28 protein-coding genes and 1 pseudogene are annotated in these 26,851 nt (G+C 69.3%); 21 read left to right on the forward strand and 8 right to left on the reverse strand.

Annotated elements, in window-relative coordinates; genetic code table 11:
- Positions 1-4 precede the first annotated feature (4 nt).
- A complete protein-coding gene (locus ACQI5H_RS06530) occupies positions 5-505 on the reverse strand; it encodes a DUF1990 family protein (RefSeq protein WP_427078572.1) in 501 nt (166 codons plus the stop codon).
- Positions 506-562: 57 nt separating this feature from the next.
- Here ACQI5H_RS06530 and ACQI5H_RS06535 point away from each other — a divergent pair, with 57 nt between their 5' ends.
- From ACQI5H_RS06535 to ACQI5H_RS06595, 13 genes are all read left to right on the forward strand, one after another.
- A complete protein-coding gene (locus tag ACQI5H_RS06535; protein WP_427078573.1) occupies positions 563-1,456 on the forward strand; it encodes an aldo/keto reductase in 894 nt (297 codons plus the stop codon).
- 21 nt (positions 1,457-1,477) lie between these two features.
- Positions 1,478-2,104 carry a PaaI family thioesterase gene (locus ACQI5H_RS06540; protein WP_427078615.1) on the forward strand — a complete coding sequence of 209 codons (627 nt, stop codon included), beginning with the start codon at positions 1,478-1,480 and terminating at the stop codon, positions 2,102-2,104.
- A 65-nt stretch (positions 2,105-2,169) separates the two neighbouring features.
- Complete coding sequence (gene thrS, locus ACQI5H_RS06545; protein ID WP_427078574.1) at positions 2,170-4,221, forward strand: threonine--tRNA ligase; 2,052 nt, start codon at positions 2,170-2,172, stop codon at positions 4,219-4,221.
- Complete coding sequence (locus ACQI5H_RS06550; protein ID WP_427078575.1) at positions 4,218-4,808, forward strand: HIT family protein; 591 nt, start codon at positions 4,218-4,220, stop codon at positions 4,806-4,808. Before thrS ends, ACQI5H_RS06550 begins: the two co-directional genes overlap by 4 nt.
- 7 nt (positions 4,809-4,815) lie before the next feature.
- Positions 4,816-5,466, forward strand: a complete 651-nt coding sequence (pgsA, locus tag ACQI5H_RS06555; protein ID WP_427078576.1) for a phosphatidylinositol phosphate synthase — start codon at positions 4,816-4,818, stop codon at positions 5,464-5,466.
- Entirely contained in the window at positions 5,463-6,434 is a 972-nt protein-coding gene (locus ACQI5H_RS06560; RefSeq protein WP_427078577.1) for a phosphatidylinositol mannoside acyltransferase, read from the forward strand. The genes pgsA and ACQI5H_RS06560 overlap by 4 nt, the downstream gene beginning before the upstream one ends.
- A complete protein-coding gene (locus tag ACQI5H_RS06565; RefSeq protein WP_427078578.1) occupies positions 6,434-7,570 on the forward strand; it encodes a glycosyltransferase family 4 protein in 1,137 nt (378 codons plus the stop codon). Before ACQI5H_RS06560 ends, ACQI5H_RS06565 begins: the two co-directional genes overlap by 1 nt.
- A complete protein-coding gene (locus ACQI5H_RS06570; RefSeq protein WP_427078579.1) occupies positions 7,570-8,598 on the forward strand; it encodes an NUDIX hydrolase in 1,029 nt (342 codons plus the stop codon). Before ACQI5H_RS06565 ends, ACQI5H_RS06570 begins: the two co-directional genes overlap by 1 nt.
- 45 nt (positions 8,599-8,643) lie before the next feature.
- Entirely contained in the window at positions 8,644-9,561 is a 918-nt protein-coding gene (gene pdxS / locus ACQI5H_RS06575; protein WP_427078580.1) for a pyridoxal 5'-phosphate synthase lyase subunit PdxS, read from the forward strand.
- Between the two features lie 9 nt (positions 9,562-9,570).
- The gene (gene tesB, locus ACQI5H_RS06580; RefSeq protein WP_427078581.1) at positions 9,571-10,416 is read left to right on the forward strand and encodes an acyl-CoA thioesterase II; all 846 of its coding nucleotides are present in this window, start codon (positions 9,571-9,573) and stop codon (positions 10,414-10,416) included.
- Positions 10,417-10,423: 7 nt separating this feature from the next.
- Positions 10,424-11,020: a pyridoxal 5'-phosphate synthase glutaminase subunit PdxT gene (pdxT, locus tag ACQI5H_RS06585; protein ID WP_427078582.1), complete on the forward strand. Its 597-nt coding sequence runs from the start codon at positions 10,424-10,426 to the stop codon at positions 11,018-11,020.
- A 265-nt stretch (positions 11,021-11,285) separates the two neighbouring features.
- Positions 11,286-12,038, forward strand: a complete 753-nt coding sequence (locus tag ACQI5H_RS06590; RefSeq protein WP_427078583.1) for a YebC/PmpR family DNA-binding transcriptional regulator — start codon at positions 11,286-11,288, stop codon at positions 12,036-12,038.
- A gap of 18 nt (positions 12,039-12,056) precedes the next feature.
- Positions 12,057-12,674 carry a class I SAM-dependent methyltransferase gene (locus ACQI5H_RS06595; RefSeq protein WP_427078584.1) on the forward strand — a complete coding sequence of 206 codons (618 nt, stop codon included), beginning with the start codon at positions 12,057-12,059 and terminating at the stop codon, positions 12,672-12,674.
- Here the strand turns inward: ACQI5H_RS06595 and ACQI5H_RS06600 are convergent.
- From ACQI5H_RS06600 to ACQI5H_RS06620, 5 genes are read right to left on the reverse strand one after another with little or no spacing between them, the layout of a single operon-like run.
- The gene (locus ACQI5H_RS06600; RefSeq protein WP_427078585.1) at positions 12,671-14,263 is read right to left on the reverse strand and encodes a polyamine aminopropyltransferase; all 1,593 of its coding nucleotides are present in this window, start codon (positions 14,261-14,263) and stop codon (positions 12,671-12,673) included. The two genes, ACQI5H_RS06595 and ACQI5H_RS06600, sit on opposite strands and share 4 nt — an antisense overlap.
- Positions 14,260-14,715, reverse strand: a complete 456-nt coding sequence (locus ACQI5H_RS06605; RefSeq protein WP_427078586.1) for a DUF350 domain-containing protein — start codon at positions 14,713-14,715, stop codon at positions 14,260-14,262. Before ACQI5H_RS06605 ends, ACQI5H_RS06600 begins: the two co-directional genes overlap by 4 nt.
- Before the next feature lie 24 nt (positions 14,716-14,739).
- Entirely contained in the window at positions 14,740-15,171 is a 432-nt protein-coding gene (locus tag ACQI5H_RS06610; protein WP_427078587.1) for a DUF4247 domain-containing protein, read from the reverse strand.
- Positions 15,168-15,680 carry a DUF2617 family protein gene (locus ACQI5H_RS06615; protein ID WP_427078588.1) on the reverse strand — a complete coding sequence of 171 codons (513 nt, stop codon included), beginning with the start codon at positions 15,678-15,680 and terminating at the stop codon, positions 15,168-15,170. The genes ACQI5H_RS06610 and ACQI5H_RS06615 overlap by 4 nt, the downstream gene beginning before the upstream one ends.
- A gap of 19 nt (positions 15,681-15,699) precedes the next feature.
- Complete coding sequence (locus tag ACQI5H_RS06620; RefSeq protein WP_427078589.1) at positions 15,700-16,311, reverse strand: DUF4178 domain-containing protein; 612 nt, start codon at positions 16,309-16,311, stop codon at positions 15,700-15,702.
- Positions 16,312-16,491: 180 nt separating this feature from the next.
- On the opposite strand from ACQI5H_RS06620, the gene ruvC reads away from it, so the two are divergent.
- From ruvC to ACQI5H_RS06650, 6 genes are all read left to right on the forward strand, one after another.
- Positions 16,492-17,046: a crossover junction endodeoxyribonuclease RuvC gene (ruvC, locus tag ACQI5H_RS06625; protein ID WP_427078590.1), complete on the forward strand. Its 555-nt coding sequence runs from the start codon at positions 16,492-16,494 to the stop codon at positions 17,044-17,046.
- On the forward strand, positions 17,043-17,636 hold the full coding sequence (gene ruvA / locus ACQI5H_RS06630) for a Holliday junction branch migration protein RuvA (RefSeq protein ID WP_427078591.1): 594 nt from the start codon (positions 17,043-17,045) through the stop codon (positions 17,634-17,636). Before ruvC ends, ruvA begins: the two co-directional genes overlap by 4 nt.
- The gene (ruvB, locus tag ACQI5H_RS06635; protein ID WP_427078592.1) at positions 17,633-18,694 is read left to right on the forward strand and encodes a Holliday junction branch migration DNA helicase RuvB; all 1,062 of its coding nucleotides are present in this window, start codon (positions 17,633-17,635) and stop codon (positions 18,692-18,694) included. The genes ruvA and ruvB overlap by 4 nt, the downstream gene beginning before the upstream one ends.
- 216 nt (positions 18,695-18,910) lie before the next feature.
- Complete coding sequence (locus ACQI5H_RS06640; RefSeq protein WP_427078593.1) at positions 18,911-19,546, forward strand: hypothetical protein; 636 nt, start codon at positions 18,911-18,913, stop codon at positions 19,544-19,546.
- A 64-nt stretch (positions 19,547-19,610) separates the two neighbouring features.
- A complete protein-coding gene (locus ACQI5H_RS06645) occupies positions 19,611-19,997 on the forward strand; it encodes a DUF1304 domain-containing protein (protein WP_427078594.1) in 387 nt (128 codons plus the stop codon).
- A gap of 99 nt (positions 19,998-20,096) precedes the next feature.
- Positions 20,097-20,801, forward strand: a complete 705-nt coding sequence (locus ACQI5H_RS06650; RefSeq protein WP_427078595.1) for a hypothetical protein — start codon at positions 20,097-20,099, stop codon at positions 20,799-20,801.
- A 12-nt stretch (positions 20,802-20,813) separates the two neighbouring features.
- On the opposite strand, the gene car is transcribed toward ACQI5H_RS06650, so the two are convergent.
- Together car and gabT are read right to left on the reverse strand one after the other, a co-directional pair.
- Entirely contained in the window at positions 20,814-24,293 is a 3,480-nt protein-coding gene (car, locus tag ACQI5H_RS06655) for a carboxylic acid reductase (RefSeq protein ID WP_427078596.1), read from the reverse strand.
- A gap of 126 nt (positions 24,294-24,419) precedes the next feature.
- A complete protein-coding gene (gabT, locus tag ACQI5H_RS06660) occupies positions 24,420-25,769 on the reverse strand; it encodes a 4-aminobutyrate--2-oxoglutarate transaminase (protein WP_427078597.1) in 1,350 nt (449 codons plus the stop codon).
- 144 nt (positions 25,770-25,913) lie between these two features.
- Here gabT and yajC point away from each other — a divergent pair, with 144 nt between their 5' ends.
- Together yajC and ACQI5H_RS06670 are read left to right on the forward strand one after the other, a co-directional pair.
- The gene (gene yajC / locus ACQI5H_RS06665; RefSeq protein ID WP_076125512.1) at positions 25,914-26,243 is read left to right on the forward strand and encodes a preprotein translocase subunit YajC; all 330 of its coding nucleotides are present in this window, start codon (positions 25,914-25,916) and stop codon (positions 26,241-26,243) included.
- 57 nt (positions 26,244-26,300) lie between these two features.
- Positions 26,301-26,851 (forward strand): annotated as a pseudogene (locus ACQI5H_RS06670) (protein translocase subunit SecD); the annotation flags it as partial.

Below are 26,851 nucleotides of genomic sequence, written 5' to 3' on the forward strand. Positions count from 1 at the left end.
CCGGTCACACTCCGCGCAGGTAACGCCTCGCGATGATCCGCTGGGCCACCGACACCAGCGGCCGGCCAGCCTTGCTCCACCAGGTCGCGGGCCGGGAGAACGCCGACACCTCCGCGAACACCGCGGAGGTGGCCGGGTCGTGGCTCACCACGAAGCGTTCCTCGCCGGACTCCGGGTGACCCGGCAGCGTGCCGTAGGCGAACCCGCGGATGTCCGGTTCGTCGATGACGTAGACGACGCGGCACGGCGCGGGCAGAAAGCCCATGCGCACCAACACCACGGTGTCGACCTCGGCGACCTCCGAGCTGGCGCGCACCCGCAGGCCGGCCCCGCGCTGCATGCCCCAGCGCATGACCGCGTCGGCCGCCCGCTCGAAACGTTGCCTGCCCGTGCCGATCTGGCGCTGCGTATGAAGGTGGCCGTATCCGGCGGGCAGCTCGCCGGCCGCGGTCGCGCCCACCTCCGAGTACGTCAGCGGAAGTTCTTCTAGCGCTTGTAGGTCCACGCCCTCAGCTTGCCACGCCGGGACGCGCGGTCACGCCGTCGGCGTACGGTCGTAGGGGTGACTGCGCAAAACTCCAAGACCCCAAGAGCTCTAGCCCAAGCGTCCGGAACGTTCACCATCGGCGGCGATCTCACCGTCAACCGACTGGGTTTCGGCGCCATGCGCCTGACGGGTCAGGGCGTGTGGGGCCCGCCCGCCGACCGTGACGAATGCGTGCGGGTGTTGCGGCGTGCCGTCGAACTCGGGGTGAACTTCATCGACACGGCCGACTCCTACGGGCCCTACATATCCGAGGACATCATTCACGAGGCGTTGTATCCCTACTCGTCTCATGGGGGGCTGGTGATCGCGACCAAGGCGGGGCTGCTGCGCACCGGCCCGGACGTGTGGATCCCGCTCGGCAATCCGAGCTATCTGCGCCAGGAAGCCGAGATGAGCCTGCGCCGACTCGGCGTCGACACCATCGACCTGTTCCAGCTGCACCGCATCGACCGCAACTTCCCGTTGGCCGACCAGGTAGGCGAGCTGCTCAACCTGAAAAACGAAGGCAAGATCCGCCATATCGGACTGTCGGAGATCGACGCCGATCAGCTCAAGGAAGCCCAGCAGGTCACGCAGATCGTGTCGGTGCAGAACATGTACAACCTGTCGTCGCGGGGCGCCGAACCGCTGCTGGATTACGTGACCGGGCAGGGCATCGGCTTCATCCCGTGGTTCCCGCTGGCCGCCGGCCCGCTGGCCGCGCCGGACGGCCCGCTGCAACGCATCGCCGCCGACCATGACGCGACGCCGTCGCAGCTGGCGCTGGCCTGGTTGCTGAAACGGTCGCCGGTGATGTTGCCGATTCCGGGCACGTCGAAGGTGGCGCACCTGGAGGAGAACGTTGCCGCCGCCGAGATCACCCTGTCCGACGACGAGTTCGAGACCCTGGCGGCTGCCGCAGCGCAGTAACGGGCCACCCAATACGGTGTCCTGGTGGGCGGCGACCATCAGAAACACCCCGGCGGGGGATTCAATCCGCCCGAACCGACGACCAAGGGCGGGCCCGACTACGGCCGCTTCGTCGACGCGGTACGCAAACTGCAGGACCACGCCCGCGCCGTCGACGCGCCCGACGAGGTGATCGCCGAGGCGGCGGACCAACTGGAGAAGGTGTCGGCGCTGCTGGCTCCGTTCGACGGCGACGAATGGCGCTCGCCGTCGGGCCGCCGGATGGATCTGCCGATGCGGGGCAACGTTCTGACGGTGCCAATGTCGGCGCGCAAGGGCGAGGACGGCCGGATCCACGGCTGGGCCCGCTTCGCCCGATTTCATCTGGGCCGCAACGGCGCCGTGCACGGCGGAGCGTTGGGACTGCTGTTCGACACCGTGCTCGGGTTGACGTCGGCGGTGCTCACCGGCGGTCCCTATCAGCGCACCGCCTACCTCAAGATCGACTACCGCCACATCGTGCCGATCGAAAAGGAACTACAGATCGATGCCGGGGTCGACCGGGTGGACGGGCGCAAGATCTTCGTGTCGGGCCGGTTAAGCGACGGCGACACCCTGCTGACCGAAGCCGACGCCCTGTTCGTGCGGCTCAAGCCTGGGCAGCCCTGACAGCCCCACCCCGATAGCATTGCAACGATCACGCACGTCAACCCAAGCCTTGGAGACCCAACCCGATGAGTGCCCCCGCAAACCCAGCCCCAGCAGCCCCGATCCGGGTGCCTGCCGGGACGACCGCGGCCGCCGCGGTCGGCGAGGCGGGCTTGCCGCGCCGGGGAACGCCCGACGCGATCGTGGTGGTGCGCGACGCCGAAGGGAAGTTGCGCGACTTGAGTTGGGCGCCCGACTCCGACGCCGAGGTCATCCCGGTGGCGGCCAACACCGACGAGGGTCGCAGCGTCCTCCGGCATTCCACCGCGCATGTGTTGGCGCAGGCCGTGCAGGACCTGTTCCCGCAAGCCAAGTTGGGGATCGGGCCGCCCATCACCGACGGCTTCTACTACGACTTCGACGTGGCCGAGCCGTTCACGCCGGAGGACCTGGAGGCGCTGGAAAAGCGGATGCGCCAGATCGTCAAGGACGGCCAGCTGTTTTCCCGGCGGGTGTACGAGTCCAAGGAGCAAGCGCGCGAGGAGTTGGTCGACGAGCCCTACAAGCTCGAACTCGTCGACGACAAGTCGGGTGATCCCGACGTCATGGAGGTCGGCGGCGACGAACTCACCGCCTATGACAACCTCAATCCCCGCACCCGCGAAAGGGTTTGGGGCGACCTTTGCCGTGGCCCGCACATCCCCACCACCAAGCACATCCCGGCGTTCAAGCTGACCAGAAGCTCGGCCGCCTACTGGCGCGGCGACCAGGAAAACGCCAGCCTGCAACGGATCTACGGCACGGCGTGGGAGTCGCAGGAGGCGCTCGAGCATCACCTGACGTTGATCGAGGAGGCCCAGCGCCGCGATCACCGCAAGCTGGGCGCCGAGCTGGACCTGTTCAGCTTTCCCGACGAAATTGGTTCCGGCCTAGCGGTTTTCCACCCCAAGGGCGGCATCGTGCGCAGGGAGCTGGAGGAGTATTCGCGGCGCAAGCACATCGAGGCGGGCTACGAGTTCGTCAACACCCCACACATCACCAAGGCGCAGCTTTTCCACACCTCGGGCCACCTGGACTGGTACGCCGACGGCATGTTCCCGCCGATGCACCTGGACGCCGAGTACAACGACGACGGAACGGTGCGCAAGCCGGGTCAGGACTACTACCTCAAGCCGATGAACTGCCCGATGCATACGCTGATCTTCGGTTCGCGCGGGCGCTCCTACCGCGAACTTCCGTTGCGGCTCTTCGAGTTCGGCACGGTGTACCGCTACGAAAAGTCCGGTGTGGTGCACGGGCTGACCCGGGCCCGCGGGTTCACCATGGACGACGCGCACATCTTCTGCACCCGCGAACAACTGCACGACGAGCTGGCGTCGCTGTTGCGCTTCGTGCTCGAGCTGCTCGGCGACTACGGGCTGGAGGACTTCTATCTGGAGTTGTCCACAAAGGACCCCGACAAGTTCGTCGGCTCCGAACAGGTGTGGGAGGAGGCCACCGCCACGCTGGCCGACGTCGCCCGGGAATCGGGCCTCGAACTGGTTCCCGATCCCGGCGGCGCCGCGTTCTACGGACCGAAGATCTCGGTGCAGGCCCGCGACGCGCTGGGCCGCAGCTGGCAGATGTCGACCATCCAGGTGGATTTCAACTTCCCCGAGCGCTTCGAGCTGGAGTACACCGCAGCCGACGGGAGCCGCAGGCGCCCGGTGATGATCCACCGCGCGCTGTTCGGGTCGATCGAGCGGTTCTTCGGCATCCTCACCGAGCATTACGCAGGCGCGTTCCCGGCGTGGCTGGCGCCCGTCCAGGTGGTCGGCATCCCGGTTGCCGACGAGCACATCGCTTACTTGGAAGAGGTTGCCGCCCAACTGAAATCGCACGGGGTGCGGGTCGAGGTGGACGGCAGCGACGACCGGATGGCCAAGAAGATCGTCCACCACACCGGCCAGCGGGTGCCGTTCATGCTGCTGGCCGGTGACCGCGACGTGCAGGCCGACGCGGTCAGCTTCCGCTTCGGCGACCGCACGCAGATCAACGGCGTGCCCCGCGACAGCGCGGTCGATGCGATCGTCAAGTGGATCGCCGATCGCGAGAATGCCGCTCCCAGCGCCGAATTGGTGAAAGTGGTCGGGCCGTGAGCGATCACGAGGAGTCGGCGCGCACCGAGCGTGCCGACAAGACCATTCTCGACACCGGCGTCGGCGAAAGCGATCATCTGCAGCGGTTGTGGACGCCGTACCGGATGACCTATCTCGCCGAGGCGCCGATGAAGCGCGACCCCAACTCTTCGGCCGACACCGAGCAGCCCTTCACCGACATCCCGCGGCTGTCCGACGAGGACGGCCTGGTGGTCGCCCGGGGCGAACTCGTCTACGCCGTGCTCAATCTCTACCCGTACAACCCAGGGCACCTGATGGTGGTGCCGTACCGGCGGGTCTCCGAGCTCGAAGACCTGACGGACGCGGAGAGCGCGGAGCTGATGGCGTTCACCCAGAAGGCAATTCGCGTCATCAAGAACGTGTCGCACCCGCACGGCTTCAACGTCGGGATGAACCTGGGCACATCGGCGGGTGGCTCGCTGGCCGAGCACCTGCACGTTCACGTGGTGCCGCGGTGGGGCGGCGACGCGAACTTCATCACGATCGTCGGCGGCGCCAAGGTGATCCCGCAGTTATTGCGCGAGACGCGCCAGCTGCTCGCCACGGAGTGGGCCCGGCAAGCATGAGTCGCTCATGAGTAAGGTGCACTTCCTGTCGCGGGCCGCGTTCACGCGGATCAGCACCCCGACGGCGCGGGCGTGTCTGCGGATGGGTCTGACGCCGGACGTCGTCACCATCCTGGGCACCGTCGTTGCGGTGGCGGGCGCGCTGGCGCTGTTCCCGATCGGCAGGTTGTTCGCCGGCACGCTGGTGGTCTGGTTCTTCGTCCTGTTCGACATGCTCGACGGCGCGATGGCCCGCGAGCGCGGCGGCGGCACCCGCTTCGGCGCGGTGCTCGACGCGACGTGCGACCGCATCAGCGACGGCGCGGTGTTCTGCGGGCTGCTGTGGTGGATCGCGTTCGGCCTGCACGACAAGCTGCTGGTGGTCGCGACCCTGATCTGCCTGGTCACCTCGCAGGTGATCCCCTACATCAAGGCCCGGGCCGAAGCCAGCGGGCTGCGCGGCGACGGCGGCATCATCGAACGACCGGAGCGGTTGATCATCGTGCTGGTCGGCGCCGGGCTGTCGGATCTTCCGGTGTACCCGTTGCCGTGGGCGCTGCCGGTGGCGATGTGGCTGCTGGCCGCGGCCAGCCTCGTCACGTGCGTGCAGCGACTGCACAGGGCGCGCAGTTCGCCCGGCGCGACCGATCCCATTCCACCCGGAACGAGCCAGCCGTGATCGCCACCCCCGCCGGCCTGAAAGTCTTCGACCTGCCCCGCAGGTTCGCCGGCCGCCTGATGGGCCGCCACGCGAGCGACTGGGCCTACGCCGCCGGCTGGATGGCGGTGCGGACGGTGCCGGAATTCGCCGCGCGCACCGCATTCGACACCGGGGCGCGCTACGCGGCCCGCAACGGCGGGCCGGACCAGCTGCGCAAGAACCTGGCCCGCGTCATCGGCGTACCGCCGGCCGACGTGCCCGACGAGCTGATGCGCGCCTCGCTGGCCTCCTATGCCCGCTACTGGCGCGAGGCGTTCCGCCTGCCGACCATGGATCTGCCCGCGTTGGCGCGCCGGCTGCACGATTCGGTTCGGGGTGTCGACAACCTGGAAAAGGCGCTGGCCGCGGGCCGCGGGGTGGTCATGGCGCTGCCGCACAGCGGCAACTGGGACATGGCCGGCGTCTGGCTGGCCCAGACCTTCGGCACCTTCACCACCGTCGCCGAGCGCCTCGAACCCGAGTCCCTCTACAACCGCTTCATCGCCTACCGCGAAACCCTCGGCTTCGAAGTGCTGCCGCTCTCCGGTGGCGAACGGCCCCCCTTCGAGGTGCTGTGCGAACGGCTGCGGGACAACCGGGCCGTGTGCCTGATGGCCGAGCGCGACCTCACCCGCAGCGGCGTCGAAGTCGAATTCTTCGGCGAAGCCACCCGGATGCCCGCGGGGTCGGCGAAGCTCGCCATCGCGACCGGCGCGGCCCTGTTGCCCGTGCATTGCTGGTTCGAGGACAGTGACGTTCAAGGCTGGGCCATCTCGATACACCCGGCGCTGGACTGCAGCAGCGGCGACGTGCGCGTCATCACCCAGGCGCTGGCCGACCAGTTCGCCGCGAACATCGCCGCCTACCCGGCCGACTGGCACATGATGCAGCCGCAATGGCTAGCCGATCTGTCCGATGCCCGGCGGGCCCGCCTGAAGGAACCCTGATGCGCATCGGGATGGTCTGTCCCTACTCGTTCGACGTACCGGGCGGGGTGCAGTCGCACGTCTTGCAGCTCGCCGAGGTGATGGTCGCTCGCGGGCACGAGGTCAGCGTGTTGGCGCCGGCTTCGCCGCACGTGTCGCTGCCCGACTACGTCGTCTCCGCCGGCCGGGCCATCCCGATTCCCTACAACGGTTCGGTGGCGCGGCTGCAGTTCAGTCCGGCCGTCCACGGCAGGGTCCGAAAATGGCTCACCCAAGGCGAATTCGACGTGCTGCACCTGCACGAGCCGAATGCGCCGAGCCTGTCGATGTGGGCGCTGCGGGTCGCCGAGGGCCCGATCGTGGCGACGTTTCACACCTCGACCACCAAATCGCTGACGCTGTCCGTGTTTCAGGGTGTGCTGCGGCCCTGGCACGAGAAGATCGTCGGCCGCATCGCGGTGTCCGATGTGGCGCGGCGCTGGCAGATGGAGGCGCTGGGCTCCGACGCGGTGGAGATTCCCAACGGCGTCGACGTCGATTCCCTGGCCCATGCGGCGCCGCTGGACGGCTATCCGCGGCCGGGCAAGACGGTGCTGTTCCTGGGCCGCTACGACGAGCCCCGCAAGGGCATGTCGGTGCTGCTCGACGCGCTGCCCCGGGTCGCCGCGCGGTTTCCCGACGTGCAGCTGCTGATCGTCGGCCACGGCGACGAGGACGAATTGCGGGAACAGGCAGGCGAATTGGCGCAGCACATGCGTTTCCTCGGGCTGGTGGACGACGCCGGCAAGGCCGCGGCGATGCGCAGCGCCGACGTCTACTGCGCACCCAACACCGGCGGCGAGAGCTTCGGCATCGTGCTCGTGGAGGCGATGGCCGCGGGCACCCCGGTGGTGGCCAGCGACCTCGACGCGTTCCGACGTGTGCTGCGCGACGGCGAGGTCGGCAGCCTGGTGCCGGTGGGTCCCCCAGAGTTACAGGCCGGCGCACTGGCGGACGCGCTGATCGAGGTACTGGACGACGACGTGGCGCGCCAGCGCTACGTGGCGGCCGCGTCCGACGCGGTCCGCCGCTACGACTGGTCCGTGGTGGCCAGCCAGATCATGCGGGTGTACGAGACGGTGGCCGGGTCGGGCGCCAAAGTCCAGGTGGCCAGCTGATGATCTGGCTGGTCGTCGCCGCCGTCGCACTGGTCGTGGTGCTGGCAGTATGCGGCGCCTGGGCCTATCAGCGGGCCACCCGCTTGGACCGGTTGAACGTGCGGTACGACCTGTCCTGGCAGGCGCTCGACGGCGCGCTGGCGCGGCGCGCGGTGGTGGCCCGCGCGGTCGCGATCGACGCCTACGGCGGCGCGCCGGAAGGCAGGCGCCTGGCGGCCCTGGCCGACGCCGCGGAACGCGCGCCGCGGCACGCGCGGGAGAACGCGGAAAACGAGCTCTCGGCCGCGCTGGCGATGGTGGATCCGGCGTCGCTGCCCGCGGGCCTGATCGCCGAGCTCGCCGATGCCGAGGCCCGCCTGCTGCTGGCCCGCCGCTTCCACAACGACGCGGTCCGCGACACCCTCGCACTGGCCGAGCGGCGCATGGTGCGCGCCTTGCGGCTCGGTGGAACGGCCGCGCTGCCAAGCTATTTCGAGGTCGTGGAACGCCCCCACGCGTTGGCGCACAGCCACCACGGCGCGCCCAGCCACCGCACCTCGGCGCGGGTGGTGCTGCTCGACGAAACGGGCGCGGTGCTGCTGCTGTGCGGTTCGGATCCGGCGATCACCGACGGCAGCGCGCCGCGGTGGTGGTTCACCGTCGGCGGCGAGGTGCGCCCCGGCGAACGGCTGGCCGAGGCCGCCGCGCGGGAGCTCACCGAGGAAACCGGCCTGCGGGTCGCGGCGGCCGACATGGTCGGACCGATCTGGCGGCGCGACGAGGTGTTCGAGTTCAACGGCACGCTGATCGGCAGCGAGGAGTTCTACCTGGTGCACCGCACGCGGCGGTTCGAGCCGTCCCTTGCGGGACGCACCGAGCTGGAACGCCGCTACATCCACGGCGCGCGGTGGTGTGATGCGAACGACATCGCGGAGTTGACCGCGGCCGGCGAACAGGTCTACCCGCTGCAACTCGGCGAACTGCTGCCCGCGGCCCTCCGGCTGGCGGACGACGCCCGCAACCCCGGCGTGCTCGAGTCGATCCGCTGATCACGACAAAACCCGCTTGTCGCTGACCACTAGAGTGGAAGCGCAATGTCTGACGAAAAGAAGAAGCCAGTGGAGTCGAATCAGGCCACCGGAACGGCCCGGGTCAAGCGCGGTATGGCCGAGATGCTCAAGGGCGGCGTCATCATGGACGTCGTCACCCCGGAGCAGGCCCGCATCGCCGAGGGCGCCGGCGCCGTCGCGGTGATGGCGCTGGAGCGGGTGCCCGCCGACATCCGCGCCCAGGGCGGGGTGTCGCGGATGAGCGACCCCGACATGATCGAGGGCATCATCGCCGCGGTCACCATCCCGGTGATGGCCAAGGCTCGCATCGGGCATTTCGTCGAGGCGCAGATCCTGCAGAGCCTCGGCGTCGACTACGTCGACGAGTCGGAGGTGCTGACCCCCGCCGACTACACGCATCACATCGACAAGTGGAAGTTCACCGTGCCGTTCGTGTGCGGGGCGACCAACCTCGGTGAGGCGCTGCGGCGCATCAACGAGGGCGCGGCCATGATCCGCTCCAAGGGCGAAGCCGGTACGGGGGACGTCTCCAACGCGACCACCCACATGCGGGCCATCGGCGGCGAAATCCGCCGGCTGACGTCGCTGTCCGAAGACGAGTTGTACGTCGCGGCAAAGGAATTGCAGGCGCCTTACGAACTCGTCGTCGAGGTGGCCCGCGCGGGCAAGCTGCCGGTCACGCTGTTCACCGCGGGTGGGATCGCCACTCCCGCCGACGCGGCCATGATGATGCAGCTCGGCGCCGAGGGCGTGTTCGTCGGCTCGGGCATCTTCAAGTCCGGCGATCCCGCGGCGCGCGCCGCCGCGATCGTCAAGGCAACCACCTTCTTCGACGACCCCGACGTGCTGGCCAAGGTGTCGCGCGGCCTGGGCGAGCCGATGGTCGGCATCAACGTGGAGCAGATCGCGCAGCCGCACCGCCTCGCCGAACGCGGCTGGTAAAAACGTTCCGTGGCGATCGAAGAGATCCTTGATCTCGAGCAACTCGAGGTCAACATCTACCGCGGCAGCGTGTTCAGCCCGGAATCCGGATTCCTGCAACGCACCTTCGGCGGTCACGTCGCCGGCCAGTCGTTGGTGTCGGCGGTGCGCACCGTCGACCCGCAATACCAAGTCCACTCGCTGCACGGCTACTTCCTGCGGCCCGGGGACGCCCTGGCGCGCACGGTTTTCATCGTCGAGCGCACCCGCGACGGCGGCTCGTTTGCCACCAGGCGCGTCAACGCCATCCAGCACGGCGAGATTATTTTCAGCATGGGGGCGTCGTTCCAGACCGATCAGGAAGGCATCCACCACCAGGACCCCATGCCGGCCGCGCCGCCCCCCGACGGGCTGCCCGGCCTGAACTCGATCAAGGTCTTCGACGACGCCGGGTTCAAGCAGTTCGAGGAGTGGGACGTCTGCATCGTGCCGCGCGAGCGCCTGCAGCTCTTGCCGGGCAAGGCCGCGCAACAGCAGGTGTGGTTTCGCCACCGTGACCCGCTGCCCGACGACCCGGTGCTACACATCTGCGCGCTGGCCTACATGAGCGACCTCACGCTGCTGGGCTCGGCGCAGGTCACCCACCTCGACGTGCGCGAGCACCTGCAGGTGGCGTCGCTCGACCACGCGATGTGGTTCATGCGGGCGTTCCGGGCCGACGAGTGGCTGCTCTACGACCAGAGCTCGCCGTCGGCCAGCGGCGGTCGCGCGCTCACCCAGGGCAAGATCTTCACCCAGACCGGCGAGATGGTCGCGGCCGTCATGCAGGAGGGGCTGACCCGCTACAAACGCGGATTCCGGCCCTCCGAACAGTGAGCGGGCAGTGAGCGCACCCCGGATCGGCGTGCTGGCGCTGCAGGGCGACACCCGCGAGCACCTCGCCGCGCTGCGCGAAGCCGGCGCCGACTCCATGCCGGTTCGCCGGCGCAGCGAGCTCGAGGCGATCGACGGGTTGGTCATCCCTGGCGGCGAATCCACCACCATGAGCCACCTGCTGCTCGACCTCGACCTGCTCGAGCCGCTGCGGGCGCGGCTGGCCGACGGCCTGCCCGCCTACGGCGCGTGCGCCGGCATGATCCTGCTGGCCAGCGAGATCCTCGACGCCGGCGCGGGCGGACGCGAGGCGCTGCCGCTGCGCGCGATAGATATGACGGTGCGGCGCAACGCTTTTGGACGCCAGGTCGATTCGTTCGAGGGCGATATCGCGTTCGCCGGCCTCGACGGCCCGGTGCGGGCGGTGTTCATCCGCGCCCCGTGGGTCGAGCGGGCCGGTGACGGCGTGCAGGTGCTGGCCCGGGCCGCGGAGCACGTTGTCGCGGTGCGGCAGGACCGGATGCTGGCGACGGCCTTTCACCCCGAGATGACCGGCGATCGCCGCATCCACCAACTGTTCGTCGACATCGTCAACGGAGCGGCCTGAAGCCCCGTCTGTCACTTGAGTCACCCCGAGGGTCGCGGCCAAGCATTTGCCCGCCTCACAGCGACAATCCGGATGACTGGGGATCGGGCCTGGTCACCGGAGATTCCCCGGGTCTGTCGCTGCGAGGCGGGCACATCCACTATCCCTCCCGTTCTGTGACAGGTGGGGACGGTGAGTCGATAGGGGCAGCGTCGGGTATCGACGCAATCCGTACACGTAGACTCGTTGATCGGATTTCAAGCAACAGAAGAGGTACGACGCACCGATGAGCGGCCATTCCAAGTGGGCCACCACCAAGCACAAGAAGGCCGTCATCGACGCCCGCCGCGGCAAGATGTTCGCGCGGTTGATCAAGAACATCGAGGTCGCGGCCCGCGTCGGTGGCGGTGACCCCGCGGGCAACCCGACCCTGTACGACGCCATCCAGAAGGCGAAGAAGAGCTCGGTGCCCAACGACAACATCGAGAAGGCCCGCAAGCGCGGGGCCGGCGAGGAAGCCGGCGGCGCCGACTGGCAGACGATCACGTACGAGGGCTACGCGCCCAACGGAGTGGCGGTGCTGGTCGAGTGCCTGACCGACAATCGCAACCGCGCCGCCAGCGAGGTACGCGTGGCGATGACGCGCAACGGCGGAACGATGGCCGATCCGGGATCGGTGGCCTACCTTTTCACCCGCAAGGGCGTGGTCACCCTCGAGAAGAACGGCCTCACTGAAGACGACCTGCTGGCCGCGGTGCTCGACGCCGGCGCGGAAGACGTCACCGATCTGGGCGACAGCTTCGAGATCATCACCGAGCCCACGGATCTGGTCGCCGTGCGAACCGCCTTGCAGGAGGCCGGGATTGACTACGACTCCGCCGAGGCCGGGTTCCAGCCGTCGGTAACCGTTCCATTGGACGCCGACGGCGCGCAGAAGGTCATCCGGCTGGTCGACGCGCTCGAGGACAGCGACGACGTCCAGGACGTCTACACCAACGCCGACATCCCCGACGAGATCCTGGCCCAGATCGAGGAGTAACCGGCAAGGGGTAGATCGATGACCGATTCGCCGACACCCGCCGTGAATCATCACGCCGACCACCCGGGTTTCGCCGGGCCGATCGGTCTGGTGGCCAGCCTCGGCATGCTCGTCATGGGCCGCCGTTACGCGGGGCTGGCCGTCGACCTGGCATCGGTATCGGACGCCGACCGTGTCGTCGACGTGGGCTGCGGCCCGGGCAACGCGCTACGGGCCGCCGCGCGGCGGGGCGCCACCGGCGTCGGTATTGACCCGTCCCCGTTGATGTTGCGACTCGCCTGCGCGGTGACGCGCGATCACCCGAACGTCTCCTGGTCGCTGGGTGGCGCCGAGGAGCTGCCGGTGGCCGCCGGCTGGGCAACCGTCGCGTGGTCGCTGAAGACCGTGCACCACTGGAAGGACGTCACCGCCGGGCTCGCCGAACTACGGCGCGTGCTGGCGTCGCGGGGGCGTCTCCTGGTGATGGAGCGCCGGGTGCAGCCCGGGGCCACGGGCCTGGCGAGCCACGGCTGGACCGAGCAACAGGTCGAGTCCTTCGCCGCCCAGTGCCGCGCGGCGGGCTTCTCAGACGTGCGCATCGACCAGCATCCGGCAGGTCGGGCGACCGCATGGGTGGTGCGAGCGGTAGCGCCCTAGTCGTAGCCGTGGCGCATGTCGTCGACGATGCGCGGGTTCTCCAGCGTCGAGGGATCCAGCGCGCGGGGCCGGACGTCGCCCGGGAACACGGTCGCGGCCGCAAGCACCTGCGGGTTGAGGAAGCGCAGCGGCGGCGCATCGGCCGGCAGGGTGGCGCTCGGCGGGATCTCGCCGCGGCGCGCCAGCGCGAACCCCCAGTCGCCGAACGTGGGCACGTGCACGTGGTAGGGCGTGACGGCGTAGCCGGCGGCGTGGATCGTCGACACCGTGCGCCAGAACGCCGTCGGTGTGGAGAACGGGCTGCCGGCCTGCACGACCACCAGGCCGTCCGGCGCCAGCGCATGCGCGGCGAGCGAATAGAACTCGGTCGAATACAGCCGCCCCAGCACCGGTGTGTCCGGGTCGGGCAGGTCGATGATGATCGCGTCGAAGCCCTGCGGCGGGCGCAGCTCGGGGTGCGGCGCCCGAAGCCAGCGCATCGCGTCGTCGATCGCGACGGCCACGCGGGGGTTGTCCAGCGCCCCGCCGTTGGCGTCCCGCAAGGTGGTGCGCGCCAATTCGATCATCGCGGGGTCGAGCTCGACCTGCACGATCTTGCCGACGCCGGGTTGGCGCAGCAGTTCCCGCGCCGCCAGGCCGTCGCCGCCGCCCAACACCAGCACCGACCGGGCGCCTTTGACATCACCGCCGAGCGCGGGATAGACGAGGCTTTCGGTGTAGCGGTATTCGTCCCGGGTGGAAAACTGCAAACCCCCGTCGAGGTACAGGCGGGTGTCGTTGTCGCGGCGGGTGATCACGATCTCCTGGTAGGCGGTGTGCCGGTAGGCGATGATCGGGTCGGCGTAGAGCCGTTGCCGGCTGGTGGTCTCGATGTCGTGCGACCGCACCAGCAGGGTGACCAGCACCCCGAGCGCCGCGGCGAGCGCGCACAGCGCCGTCGCCAGCTGCCGGGCGGAGACCACCCGGCGCAGCAAGAACATCGCCACCACGGCGGCCGCGACCAGGTTGATGATGCCGGTCGCCGCGGCCCCGCGGATCATCCCCAGATGCGGTAGCAGCAGGAACGGCCAGACCAGTCCACCCACCAACGCGCCCAGGTAATCCGCGGCGTTCAGGTTGGCCAGCGTCCGGCCGGCATCGGTGGCTAGATCTTGAGAGGCCCTTCGCCTCTGCTGCAGCAGCGTCATCAGCAGCGGCACCTCGGCGCCGACCAGGCCGCCGATCAGGGCGGTGCTCACCGCCAGCACCCACGTCGACCCGTCGACGAACGCGAACACCACGTAGAGCGCCGCCGCGGACAGCCCGCCGATGATCCCCAGCGCCGCCTCGACGGCGATGAAGGTGATGGCCGCGTGCCTCAACAGCGGCTTGATCGCCAGGGCGCCCGCACCCAGCGCCGCGATGTATCCCGCGACGATCAGCGAGGTGGCGACGACGCCGCCGCCGTTCAGGCTCGCCGACAGCGTCAGCAGCGCCAGCTCGTACACGATGCCGCACGCCGCGCACGCCGCGACGGCGGCCAGCAGCACGGAGCGCCACCGCCGCGACGAATCCGTGGCCGCGGGCGCCGACAACTCGACGGAGGTCATGACACCGCCGCCGCGGTCACCCCTCCCACCGCCAGCAGTATCAGCGCCACCGCGAACGCACCGGGATGCAGCTCCGGCTCGTCGACGTGCTCGTGGAAACTACCCGGTATCAGCAGGTGCATCGCCAGCAGCGCTATCCCCAGCAGGACCACGCCCACCAACCCGTACACCGCCACCCCGACGAGTCCCTGGCCCAGCTGGCTGTAGCTGTTGGTGATGGCGCTGATGATCACGGTGGCGAGCGCGATGTACATCGCGCCCGCGACGACGACGGCGTTGGGGCGACGATCGATGAACACCAGTTGGCGCAGCTTTCCCGGGGTCAGCCAGTCGACCATGTAAAAGCCGACGAGCAGCACGGCCATGCCCACTCCGAAGTACAGGATGGTCGCGACTACGCCCTTGAAGATTGGATTGAGGTTGACGTTCCCGATCTCGACGGCGAGGTACATCCTTGTCTCCTTTGGGTTTTGGCGTTACTTGGTTCCGCCCGGGCCGCCGGCGGTCCCTCCGGCACCGCCTGCGGGGGACCCGGGGCTGAACCCGGGGCCGAGGAAGATGAACGCCCCGTGGCTGTATCCGCCGCCCAAGCCTTCGACGCGAATGCTGCACGGGTACTTGCCGTCCGGGCCGACGATCACGATGTTGTTGCTGTAGCGCAGGTATTCGCTCTTGTCGTTGTCGGCCCGAGCGTCGGGCGCCTGATAGTCGGCGAGCGTGTCGGCGACCTCCTCGGGCGACCCGCTGCACTGGTAGCGCGTCCCGTTAGCGTCCGTGGCGTACGCGTGATAATGGTCGGCGATATACGACCCAATGTCCTTGTTCAGCAACACGATTCCGAATACCAGCGACGCGATGGCAGCGACGGCCAGGCCGCCGGAAAGCCAGAACAGGCCCTTGCGGCTCACGGGTGCCACCGGCTCGCCGTGTGCACCACCATGCCGCCGGACCCCGCCGGGCGGAGCGGGTAGAGGTGCCATGTCTGCCAGCGCCAGCCGGCGCCGTCGGGTTCGGCGGCCAGCGCGGTCAGGGCGGCGTCGTCGCCGGGAAACGTGCCGCCCAGCCATCCGTTTTCGGTCGCGCAGCGGTCGCGAAGTTCTTGCGCGAGTTCGCGAAACGCCGACTCATCGCGGGTGTCGGTCCGCGACTCGATGCGGTAGCCCGGCGCGTCGGCGTGCCCGGGCAGCCCGCCGCCGTGACTGCGGGCGGTGCAGGACACCTGCTCGGAGAACCGGCTGCCGGCCTGCTCGACGGTGACGACGTGCGAGGCGCCGAGGACGCCGAGCAGCAGGGTGCCGCCGCCGGGATGGGTGAGCGCGTGGCTGGCCAGCGGATCCGGCGCGGGGGCGTTGAGCGCCAGTCCGAGCCTGTTCCCGGACACGTCCGCCGGAGTCACGGCGAGCTGATGAAGCGGCACCGACCTGAATCCTTCGGGCCTACGGGGAGGGGGCTGGGGGCGCGGGGTAGACGGTGAGCTCGGCGGCCGACACGGACCGCCCCGTGGATACCTCCCACGGCGTGTCCGGGGCCCAGCGTTCGAAGGAGAGCAGCGCGCTCTCGTCGGCGTTCGCGCAGTCGACGAATTCCATCTCACCGCCGGCCGGCAGGCCCGTCGTGCCTTCGGTGGTGTACGAGGCGCGACCGCGCTCCGACTCGTGGAAGGTCACCCCGTCGACCACGTACTGGTCGCCGGGCCGCAGCGAAACGTCCTTGCGGGTCACCCACATCACCAGCTCCAGGCGCCCGTCGTCCTCCTCGACGCTGAACCACAGCGGTTGGTCACCGCCTTCCAGCAGGTGCTCCCACCACACGAACGGGCCCTCGCGGAAGGTGACCGACCCGCGGACCACGTAGTCGACGCCGCCGTAGCTGACGATGGCGCCGGGGCCCAGGCTGCGCGGTCCGAACTGCGGCATCGCGTCGGAGGAAAGCGGGTCCTGGCGCCCGCCCCGCGCGGCCGGCTGCTTGGGCCGCCGCAACGCCACGATGAGCACCACGATGGACGCGACGAACAACACCGCGGCTATCACGACCAGCAGTGTTCCCACGCATACCCTTCCGTGCCCGCGGCGGTCGAGCGAATGTGGGCTTTAAGTTAACAGCTTTCGCTGGGTCCGGCGCCGCATTACGACCCGGTGATCGGCGCCGCGTGTCCTACCCGGCGCGGTCGGTTTCGCCCGTTAGGCTATCGAACAGCTGTTCGGTACGCGATATAGGGGAGCGGGCGCATGCGCGTGATGGGCGTCGATCCGGGGCTGACCCGATGCGGGCTGTCGATGGTGGAAAGCGGGCGCGGCCGAGACGTCGTCGCGCTGGACGTCGACGTGGTGCGCACCCCGGCGGATGCGCCGCTGGCCAAACGATTGCTGGCCATCAGCGAGGCCGTGGACCACTGGCTGGACACGCACCGGCCGGACGTCGTGGCCATCGAGCGGGTGTTCTCCCAGCACAACGTGATGACCGTGATGGGCACGGCTCAGGCCGGCGGGGTCATCGCGCTGGCCGCCGCCAAACGCGGCATCGACGTGCACTTCCATACGCCCAGCGAGGTCAAGGCCGCGGTCACCGGCAACGGATCCGCCGACAAGGCGCAGGTCACCGCCATGGTCACGAGAATCCTTGCGCTGCAAGCCAAACCGACACCGGCCGACGCGGCCGATGCGCTGGCGCTGGCGATCTGCCATTGCTGGCGGGCGCCGATGATCGCCCGGATGGCGGCGGCCGAGGCGCTGGCCGCGCGGCAGCGCCGCGCCTACCTCGCGAAAGTGAAGGCCGCCCGATGATCGCGTCGGTGCGCGGTGAGGTGCTCGAGGTGGCCCTCGATCACACGGTGATCGAGGCCGCGGGCGTCGGCTACCGGATCAACGCGACGCCGTCGACGCTGGCGACGCTGCGCCACGGCAGCGAGGCCCGGCTGATCACGGCGATGATCGTGCGTGAGGACTCGCAGACGCTGTACGGGTTCGCCGACTCCGAGACCCGCGACCTGTTCCTGACGCTGCTGTCGGTGTCGGGCGTCGGGCCGCGGCTGGCGATGGCGACGCTGGCCGTGCACGACGCCGCGGCGCTGCGGGAGGCGTTGGCCGACGGCGACGTCGCCGCGCTGACGAGGGTGCCGGGCATCGGCAAGCGCGGCGCCGAGCGGATGGTGCTGGAATTGCGCGACAAGATCGGCGCCGTCCCCGGATCGGCGCCCGCGCCGGCGGTCAACGGCCACGCGGTGCGGGGTCCCGTGGTGGAGGCCCTGGTCGGCCTGGGTTTTGCGGCCAAACAAGCGGAGGAGGCCACCGACAGCGTGCTGGCCGGCGATCACGACGCGACGACGTCGTCGGCTCTGCGCGCGGCGCTGTCGTTGCTGGGTAAGGCCCGATGAGCGCAGACGACGACTTCACCGACCCGGAGGTCCGGGAGGTTTCGCCCGCGCTCGCGTTCGGCGAGGGCGACATCGACGTCAGCCTGCGGCCCCGCACGCTGAACGAGTTCATCGGCCAGCCGCGCGTGCGCGAGCAGCTGCAGCTGGTCATCGAGGGGGCCAAGAACCGCGGCGGCACGCCGGATCACATCCTGTTGTCCGGGCCGCCGGGCCTGGGCAAGACGTCGCTGGCCATGATCATCGCCGCCGAGCTGGGCTCCGCGCTGCGGGTGACGTCGGGACCCGCGCTGGAACGCGCGGGCGATCTGGCCGCGATGCTGTCCAACCTCGTCGAGCACGACGTGCTGTTCATCGACGAGATCCACCGCATCGCGCGGCCCGCCGAGGAGATGCTCTACCTGGCGATGGAGGACTTCCGGGTCGACGTGGTGGTCGGGAAAGGCCCTGGGGCGACGTCGATTCCGCTGGAGGTCGCGCCCTTTACCCTGGTCGGCGCGACCACCCGGTCCGGCGCGCTGACCGGCCCGCTGCGCGACCGCTTCGGCTTCACCGCGCACATGGACTTCTACGAGCCCGCCGAGCTGGAACGGGTGCTGGCCCGGTCCGCCGGAATCTTGGGCATCGAACTGGGCGCGGAGGCCGGCTCGGAGATCGCGCGGCGCTCGCGCGGCACGCCGCGCATCGCCAACCGGCTGCTGCGCCGGGTGCGGGACTTCGCCGAGGTACGCGCCGACGGCGTGATCACCCGCGACGTCGCCAAGTCCGCGCTCGAGGTGTACGACGTCGACGAGCTCGGCCTGGACCGGCTGGACCGGGCGGTGCTGTCGGCGCTGACCCGCAGCTTCGGCGGCGGCCCGGTCGGCGTTTCGACGCTCGCGGTGGCGGTCGGCGAGGAGGCCACCACCGTCGAAGAGGTGTGCGAGCCGTTCCTGGTCCGCGCCGGCATGATCGCGCGCACCCCGCGGGGCCGCGTCGCCACCGCGCAGGCCTGGACACACCTGGGCTTGACCCCGCCGGCCGGGGTCACCGGGCTGGGGCAGCCGGGGCTGTTCGACTAGCTCGCCACCGGCGGCTTGGCATTTCGCGTTCAAATCGTGACCTTCGCGCCCTGCGGTCACCACAACGCCCGCTGGCATGGGCTTTTCGGCGGCCGCGGGCGCGCGATCCGGTCACATCCGCCACAGCAAACGCAGGCGCGGCCCGCGCGCCGGTTACATCGCGGAACCGTCGGGTACCCGAACGGACAGCAGTAATGCCTGTTGAAGGAGATTCTGATGAGGCACACGAACGCTGACTACGAACGCCCCCGCGCGCTGTACATGCCACGCAGCCGCGGCGCGTTGACCGGGCTGCTCCTGATCCTCTTGGGCGCCTGGGGTGCATTGGTTCCTTTCTTCGGACCGAACATCGATTGGGCGTACATGACCGACCCGGCATGGACGTGGACGACGGCAAAAGGCTGGCTGGAGGTGCTCCCCGGCGCGGCCGCCGCGGTGGGCGGCTTGCTGGTGCTCTTCTCCGGTAACCGCGCCAGCGCCGTGTTCGGCGGCTGGCTGGCGGTCTGCGCCGGCGCGTGGTTCGTGGTCGGCCGCGCCTTCGCATCGACCCTGAGCATCGGGGACGTCGGCCAACCGGCGGCGGCGACCGACCTGAAGCGCGCCCTGCTCGAGGTCACCTATTTCACCGGTCTGGGCGCGTTGATCGTGTTCCTGGGTGGCGCCGCCGTGGCGCGACTGGCGGTCCGGCACGCGCGCGACGTCGTCGTGAACGAACCGGCGCCTGTGGCCGGGGCCGAGGCCCCGGCGGGTGAACCGGTTGCGGCCGAGCCCGACGGACACCGCGGGCGTGGCCTTTTCCACCGTCACGACGGGGGTGGGCTATTCCGCCGGCACCACCACGTCGGCGCCTAGCGCCCTCACCGGCGAACCCGCGAGGCTAGTCCGCGCGACACCAGGTCGGTAGTGTTCATCGGCGATGATCACTGCCGCCTTGGTGTTCGCGGGTCTGGCCGCCGTGTTGCACGTCTACATCTTCACGATGGAGTCGCTGACCTGGACCTCGCCGCGCACCAGGGCCACCTTCGGGACGACGGCTGAGGAAGCCGAGACCACCAAGCTGCTCGCATTCAACCAGGGTTTCTACAACCTGTTCCTTGCGGTCGTCACCGGCATCGGCATTGCCGCGATTGCCATGGGGCACAATGCCGTTGGAGCCGCACTGGTTTTCGCGGGCGTCGGCTCCATGGCCGCGGCCGCGCTCGTCTTAGTGCTCTCCTCACCGGACAAGGCCCGCGCCGCGTTGACGCAGGGCGCTTTTCCGGTGATCGCTGTGGTGCTGCTCACACTCGGCCTGACGCGCTAGTACGAACACTCCAGCGCGGCGGATTGTGCGGTTATTTCGCGTCGACGCTGGGTATCCAGGCACCTGCTGAAGTAGCCCGGCGACAATTGAGGAGAGCTAATGAAACACCCATTAAACGGCCACCCATTGTGGATGCCGCGCTCGCGCGGCGCAGTGAGCGGATTGCTCCTGGTCGTCCTGGGTGCATGGGGTGCGTTGATACCGTTCGTCGGTCCACGCTTCAACTTCGCCTACACGCCCGACCAAGATTGGGCATGGACCTCGGCCCGGGGATGGCTCGAGGTGCTACCGGGGGGCGCCACCGTGCTGGCCGGCCTGCTGCTGATCTTCTCCGGAAACCGCATCACCGCGATCGTCGGCGGCTGGTTGGCGGCCGTGGCCGGCGCATGGTTCGTGATCGGGGGACAGGTCGCCCCGCTCCTGGGGATCGGGTCCGCCGGTGATCCGATTGCCGCGACCGACCGCAAGCGGGCCGCGCTCGAGGTTTCGTACTTCTCCGGCCTGGGCGCGCTGATCGTTTTCATCAGCGGCATCGCCCTGGCGCGCCTGGCCGTGCGGCTGGCGAGCGACGTCGAGGCCTTCATGGACCCCGCGGAAACCGCGGAGCCGGTCTCGGTGCCCGCCGGCGAACCGGTGTACATGTCCGGGCTGGAGGAGCCCGCGCCCGAGGTGTCCTCGGGTGCGCTCACCAAGCCGCGGGCCGCCGCGGACGCGCCGAAGCCCAAGGGCTGGCGCCGGCAGCGAGCGGGCACGGAGGCCGGTGCGGCCAACGCATACCTGCGCTGGCCGCATCCCCAGAGCTAACCCGAGCGGGCGTTAGAGCAGCCCGAGCAGTCGCAGGTCGCTGACGTACTTCGCGATGATCGGCGGCGTGATGTGCGGAATGTCTTTGTCCGGGCCCACTTTCGCGTCCTGGACCGCCGCGCGGAACCGATCGGTCGGCGCCATCGAGCCGTTGATCGGCTTGTCGGGCTTCTGGTAGTTGTGCAATAGCGGCAAGAGCGAGGCGTTGCGCTGCTTTTCGGGCAGGGCGCGCAGCGCGGTCTCGAACCGCTGCAACCACTCTGCGTAGTCGCCGATGCGCTGAATGGCGCACCCGGCATCGATCAGCCAGTCGACGAACTCGTCGAACCCGATGCCGTCGTCGTAGGGGTTCATCACGTGGTACGTCGCGAACCGGTCCGAGCTCTGGGCGCCCAGCGTCGAGATGGCCTCGGCGATGAACTCGACGGGCAGGCCGTCGTAGTGCGCGCGCTGCCGGTTGCCCTCGGCCCCGAGCTCGTAGAACGAGGCGGGAGCGATGCCCGTTGCCACCAGGCTCAGGATCGTCCGGGTGAACATGTCCGGCACGTTGAGCTGACCGGCGTAGGTGGTGTCGGCGAGGATCATGTCGCAGCGGAACACCGCGACGGGCAGGCCGCACAGGTCGTGCGCCTCGCGCAGCAACACCTCGCCGGCCCACTTGCTGTTGCCGTAGCCGTTGGCGTAGCTGTCGCTGATCCGTCGCGTCGCGCTGATGGCCCGGATGTCGGCGTCCTCGGTGAACTTCCCCGGCTCGATCTGGTCGCCCACGCCGATCGTCGACACGTACGTGTACGGCTTTTGCTTGCCGGTCAACGCGATTCGGAGCAGCTCCGCGGTGCCCAGCGCGTTCGGGCCGAACAGCTCGCTGTACGGCAGCACGTGGTTGACCAGTGCCGCGGGGTCGACGATCAGGTCGACGGTGTCGGCCAGCCGCTGCCACGTCGCCGGATCCAGGCCGAGGTTGGCCTCGCCCTTGTCGCCCGCGACGACCTCCAGGTGGTCGGCCGCCAGCTTGCGGTAGTGGGCCAGCAGTGTCGGGTCGGAATCGAAGGTCTTGTCCAGCCGGGCCCGCGCGTCCTCGTCGGACTTGGCCCGCACCAGCGCGATCACCTTGCCGCCGACGAGGTCCATCCGCTCCAGCCATTCCAGCGCCAGATAACGCCCGAGGAACCCGGTCGCCCCGGTCAGCAGGACGGTGCGCACCTCGGCGCTGGGCCGCGGCAGCGTCGGCGCGGCGGCCAGCGTCGCCGCGTCGATGAACTTGTCGAGGGTGAGGTCACTGGCGTACACCTCGGTCGTGTCGCGGCCATGCACCGTGGCGAAACTGGGCCGCTTCGTGCCCTGCCGCTCGCCCTCGATGTAGTCGGCGATGGCCTGCAGGTCGCTGGCCGGGCTGACGATGACACCCACCGGCACGTCGATGTCGAAAATCTCGCGCAGCAGGTTACCGAATGTCAACGCGGACAACGAGTCTCCACCCAAGTCGGTGAAGTGCGCGCCGGGCGACAGGTCGGAGGTCGCCGCGCCGAGCAGCGCCGCGGCGGCCCGGCTCACGGTCTGCAGGACCGGGGCGTCGGCCCCGCTGCGGCGCAGTTCACTCAGCTCGTTGGCCTGGCCCTCGGCCAGTTCGGCGTAGAGCTCTTCCAGCCGCTCGCCGTAGTGTTGCTTCAGCTTCGGCCACGCCAGCTTACGGATGCCGGTGAGCAGACCGTTCTCGAGCGTGAAAGGCGTTGTCTCGATGAGGAAGTCGCGCGGCACCTCGTAGGACTGCAGGCCGGCCTCCTTCGCGACGGCCTGTAGCGAGTCGGCGATCTGCGGCTTGAGTGCCGCTAGCCCCTTTTCGGCGTTTCGCCGCAACGCTTCTTCGGTGGGAACCACCACCGCCAACAGGTAGGGGTGGGCGCTGTTGCCGTAGACGTAGATCTGGCGGACCAGCGGGCTGTTGCCGAAGACCGCCTCCAGCTTCGCGACGGTGACGAACTCACCCTGCGCGAGCTTGAGCACATTGTTGCGGCGATCGACATACACCAGGCGGTTGGGCGCGACCTCGGCGACGACGTCTCCGGTGCGGTAGTAGCCGTCGGCGTCGAACACATCGGCGGTCACCTGGGGCCGCTTGTAGTAGCCGGGGAACATGTTCTCGGTCTTGAGCACCAGTTCGCCGCGCGGGTAGGGCCGGTCGGTGGCGAAGTAGCCAAGATCCGGGACGTCGACGAGCTTGTAGTCGACGACCGGCGGGCGCTGCACCTCGCCGTCGAACAACACCATGCCGGCCTCGGTGGAGCCGTAGCCGTCGAGCAGATGCATCTCCAGCAGGGCCTCGACCCACGCCTTGAGCTCGGGGGAGGTGGGCGCCGAGCCAGTCATCGCGAAGATGAACCGACCGCCCAGCAGGTGCTGGCGCAAGTCCTCCATGACCTCGGCCTCGTCGAGCCCGCGGTCGACCTGGCGCTGGTATTCGCCGTAGATGGTCTCCCAGATCCGCGGCACGAAGTTCATCTCGGTGGGCCGCACCAGGGTGAGATCGTCGAGCAGCGTCGACAGATCGCTCTTGGCCGCGAAGTACGCGGTGCCGCCGTTCCCGAGGGTGCCGTAGAGGATGCCACGCCCCATGACGTGGCTCATCGGCATGAAGTTCAGGGTGATGGACGCCGCGGTGGGCCCGAACCAGTTCCTCTTCGAGCGGGCGAACATCTTGACCACGTTGCTTTGCGGGTACATCGCGCCCTTGGGTGCGCCGGTACTGCCGGAGGTGTAGACCAGCAACGCCAGCGGGTCGTCGTCGTCGGGCGCGGTGACCGGCCCGGCGGGCAGGTCCTTGCCGCGGGCGAGCACGTCGTCCAGCGTCTCCACGATCGTGTCCGCGAGCCGGGTGCGTGCCGCCGCCACCGCGTCGCGGTGGTCGTCGACCTCGGGGCGGTAGTCGAACACGACGAGCCTGGCGGGTGCGGGGCCGGTGGTGACGAGCTCGACGGCGTCGGTCAGCTGGTCGACGCTCGCCGCGATGACGGTGGGCTCGGTCTCGGCCACGATCGGCTGCAACTGGCTGAGCGCCGCGCTGGTCTGCAGCGGTACCGACACCGCGCCGATCTGGCCCAACGCCATGTCGATGGTGGTGTAGTCCACGCCGGTGAAGCCGAGCACGCAGACTCGGTCGCCGGCCCGCACCGAATCGGTGGACCAGGCGCGTGCCAACGCGCCGACCCGGTCGCCGAGCTCGCGGTAGGTGATGGTGTCGAAGTGGTTGCGCAGCTCGGCGACGGTGCGCCCGCTCGCCGGGTCCGTGACGAACTCGACGGCGCGGCGGCCCAGTGCCGGCCGGTCGGCGTAACCCTCCACCAGGGTCGCAACGATTTGCGGCAGTCGCAGCCCCGGCTGCTCCAACGCGGCCGCGACGGCGGGGTCCGGTCGGGCGGCGGCGAACTGTGGATCGTTGGCGGTCAGGTCTTCGACGCGGCGGGCAAGCCACTCTTCACGGGTAATAGTCGACATAACAGTTCCCCTGTACTGACTGAGAAATGGTCTGTGCGCGACGTTGCGCTGACCGACATAACGTTAGCTAAACTAAAGGTATTCCACAATGACCGTGGCGGACATGTGAGATGTCCCACCGAGGGGCTACAGCTCGCCCAGGATCCGGACGACGATCTCGAGCCCTTCGGTCAGCAGCTCATCGCTGATGTTCAGCGGCGGCAGCAGCCGGATGATGTTGCCGAACATGCCACAGGTCAACACGATGACGCCGGCGGCGTGGACGGCGGTGGCCAGCCTGTCGGTCAGCTCGGCGTCGGGATCGGCGGTGCCGGATTTCACCAGCTCGATGGCGATCATGGCGCCGCGGCCGCGCACGTCGCCGATCCGGTCGTCGCGGGCCTGCAGGCGTAGCAGCGGTTCGGTCATCAGTCGTTCCAGCTGCCGGGCGCGCTCGATCAGGCCGTCGCTCTCGATGGTCTCGATGGTGGCCAACGCCGCCGCACAGGCGACGGGATTGCCGCCGAAGGTGCCGCCCAGGCCGCCCACGTGCGGGGCGTCCATGATCTCGGCGCGCCCGGTCACGGCCGACAGCGGAAACCCGTCGGCGATGGCCTTGGCGGTGACGATCAGGTCGGGCTCCAGACCATTCGGGCCCTCGTGCTCGCAGGCGAACATCGCTCCGGTGCGGGCGAAGCCGGTCTGCACCTCGTCGGCGATGAACACCACGTCGTTGTCGCGGCACCATTCGAGCAGGGCCGGCAGGAAGCCCTCGGCCGGGACGATGAAACCGCCCTCGCCCTGGATCGGTTCGATGAGGACGGCGGCCAGATTTTTCGCGCCCACCTGCTTGTCGATGACGCTGATGGCGCGCTGCGCCGCCCGCTCGCCATCGGTGGCAAGGTCCTTGTCGAGCAGCCCGTCCCGGTAGGGATAGGACAGCGGCGCCCGGTAGACCTCCGGCGCGAACGGACCGAATCCGCTCTTGTAGGGCATCGACTTGGCGGTCAGCGCCAGCGCCATGTTGGTGCGCCCGTGGTAGGCGTGGTCGAAGGCGACCACCGCGGGCTTGCGGGTGTAGGAGCGGGCGATCTTGACGGAGTTTTCGACCGCCTCGGCACCCGAGTTGAACAGCACCGAGCGCTTCTCGCCGGATCCCGGGGTGATCCGGTTGAGTTGTTCGGCGACGGCGACGTACTGCTCGTAGGGCGTCACCATGAAGCACGTGTGGGTGAACTCGGCGACCTGTGCCCGCACGGCGTCGACGACGCGCGGCGACGAGTTGCCGATCGTGGTGACGGCGATGCCCGAACCCAGGTCGATGAGCCGGTTCCCGTCGACGTCCTCGACGATGCCGCCGCCGGCACGCGCGGCGAACACCGGCATGGTGACGCCGACACCCCGCGGCACGGCGGCGGCGCGCCGTTTGGTCAGTTCCAGCGATGCCGGACCGGGGATTTCGGTGACCAGCTGGCGAGTCTGCTCGAGGCTGGCCACGACGTCCTCCTCACCGCGGCGCGAGTGTCACGTCGCGAACAAAAGCGTATCTGGTCAGCCAGACCTCGGCCGACCTGTGAGCCGCCAGCCGAGACGGGCACACTGGACCCTTACGAGAGAAATACCGAGACGAAAGACAGGTTGATGGAGAGTTTGGTCTTGTTCTTGCCGTTCCTGCTCATCATGGGCGGCTTCATGTACTTCGCATCGCGGCGGCAGCGACGCGCGATGCAAGCCACGATCGACCTGCACGAGTCATTGGAACCCGGCGACCGGGTGCACACCACGTCCGGCCTGCAGGCCACCGTCGTCGCCATCGCCGACGACACCGTCGACCTCGAGATCGCGCCCGGCATCGTGACCACCTGGATGAAGCTGGCCGTCCGGGACCGGATCGAGCCGGAGGACGCCGAAGACTACGACGAAGACGACGAGGACTCCGCCGACGATCACCGGGTGACCGAGGATTCCTAGGACGCCACGTAGGCTCTGTCGGGGTAGAAACCGATTCGCAAGGAGATATGAAGGAACGTGGCATCGTCTTCGGCGCCGGTGCACCCCGCCCGCTACCTGTCGGTCTTCTTGTTGTTGGTCGTCGGCGTCTATCTGCTCGTATTTCTCACCGGCGACAAGCGGGCCGCTCCCAAGCTCGGCATTGACCTGCAGGGCGGCACCCGCGTCACGCTGACGGCACGCACCCCCGACGGTTCGCGCCCGAGCCGGGAGGCGTTGGCGCAGGCGCAGCAGATCATCAGCGCGCGCGTCAACGGGCTGGGCGTTTCCGGCTCGGAGGTCGTCGTCGACGGCGACAACCTGGTCATCACGGTGCCCGGGAACGACGGGAACGAGGCCCGCAACCTGGGTCAGACCGCGAGGCTCTACATCCGGCCGGTGCTCAACGCGGTGCCGGCGCAGGGCGCCCAACCCAAGCAGCCCCAGCCCGGCGGTATGCCGCCCGGGGCCCCGCCCGCCGGAACGCCGCCGGCGCCCGGCCAGCCGTCCCCCCCGGGACAGCCGGGCGCGGTACCGCCGCCCGCCGCCCCGGCGCCCGGGCAGCCCGGTGCCCAGCCGCGGCCATACCC

It is taken from the genome of Mycobacterium heidelbergense (assembly GCF_050205645.1).
Taxonomy (GTDB): Bacteria; Actinomycetota; Actinomycetes; order Mycobacteriales; family Mycobacteriaceae; genus Mycobacterium; species Mycobacterium heidelbergense_A.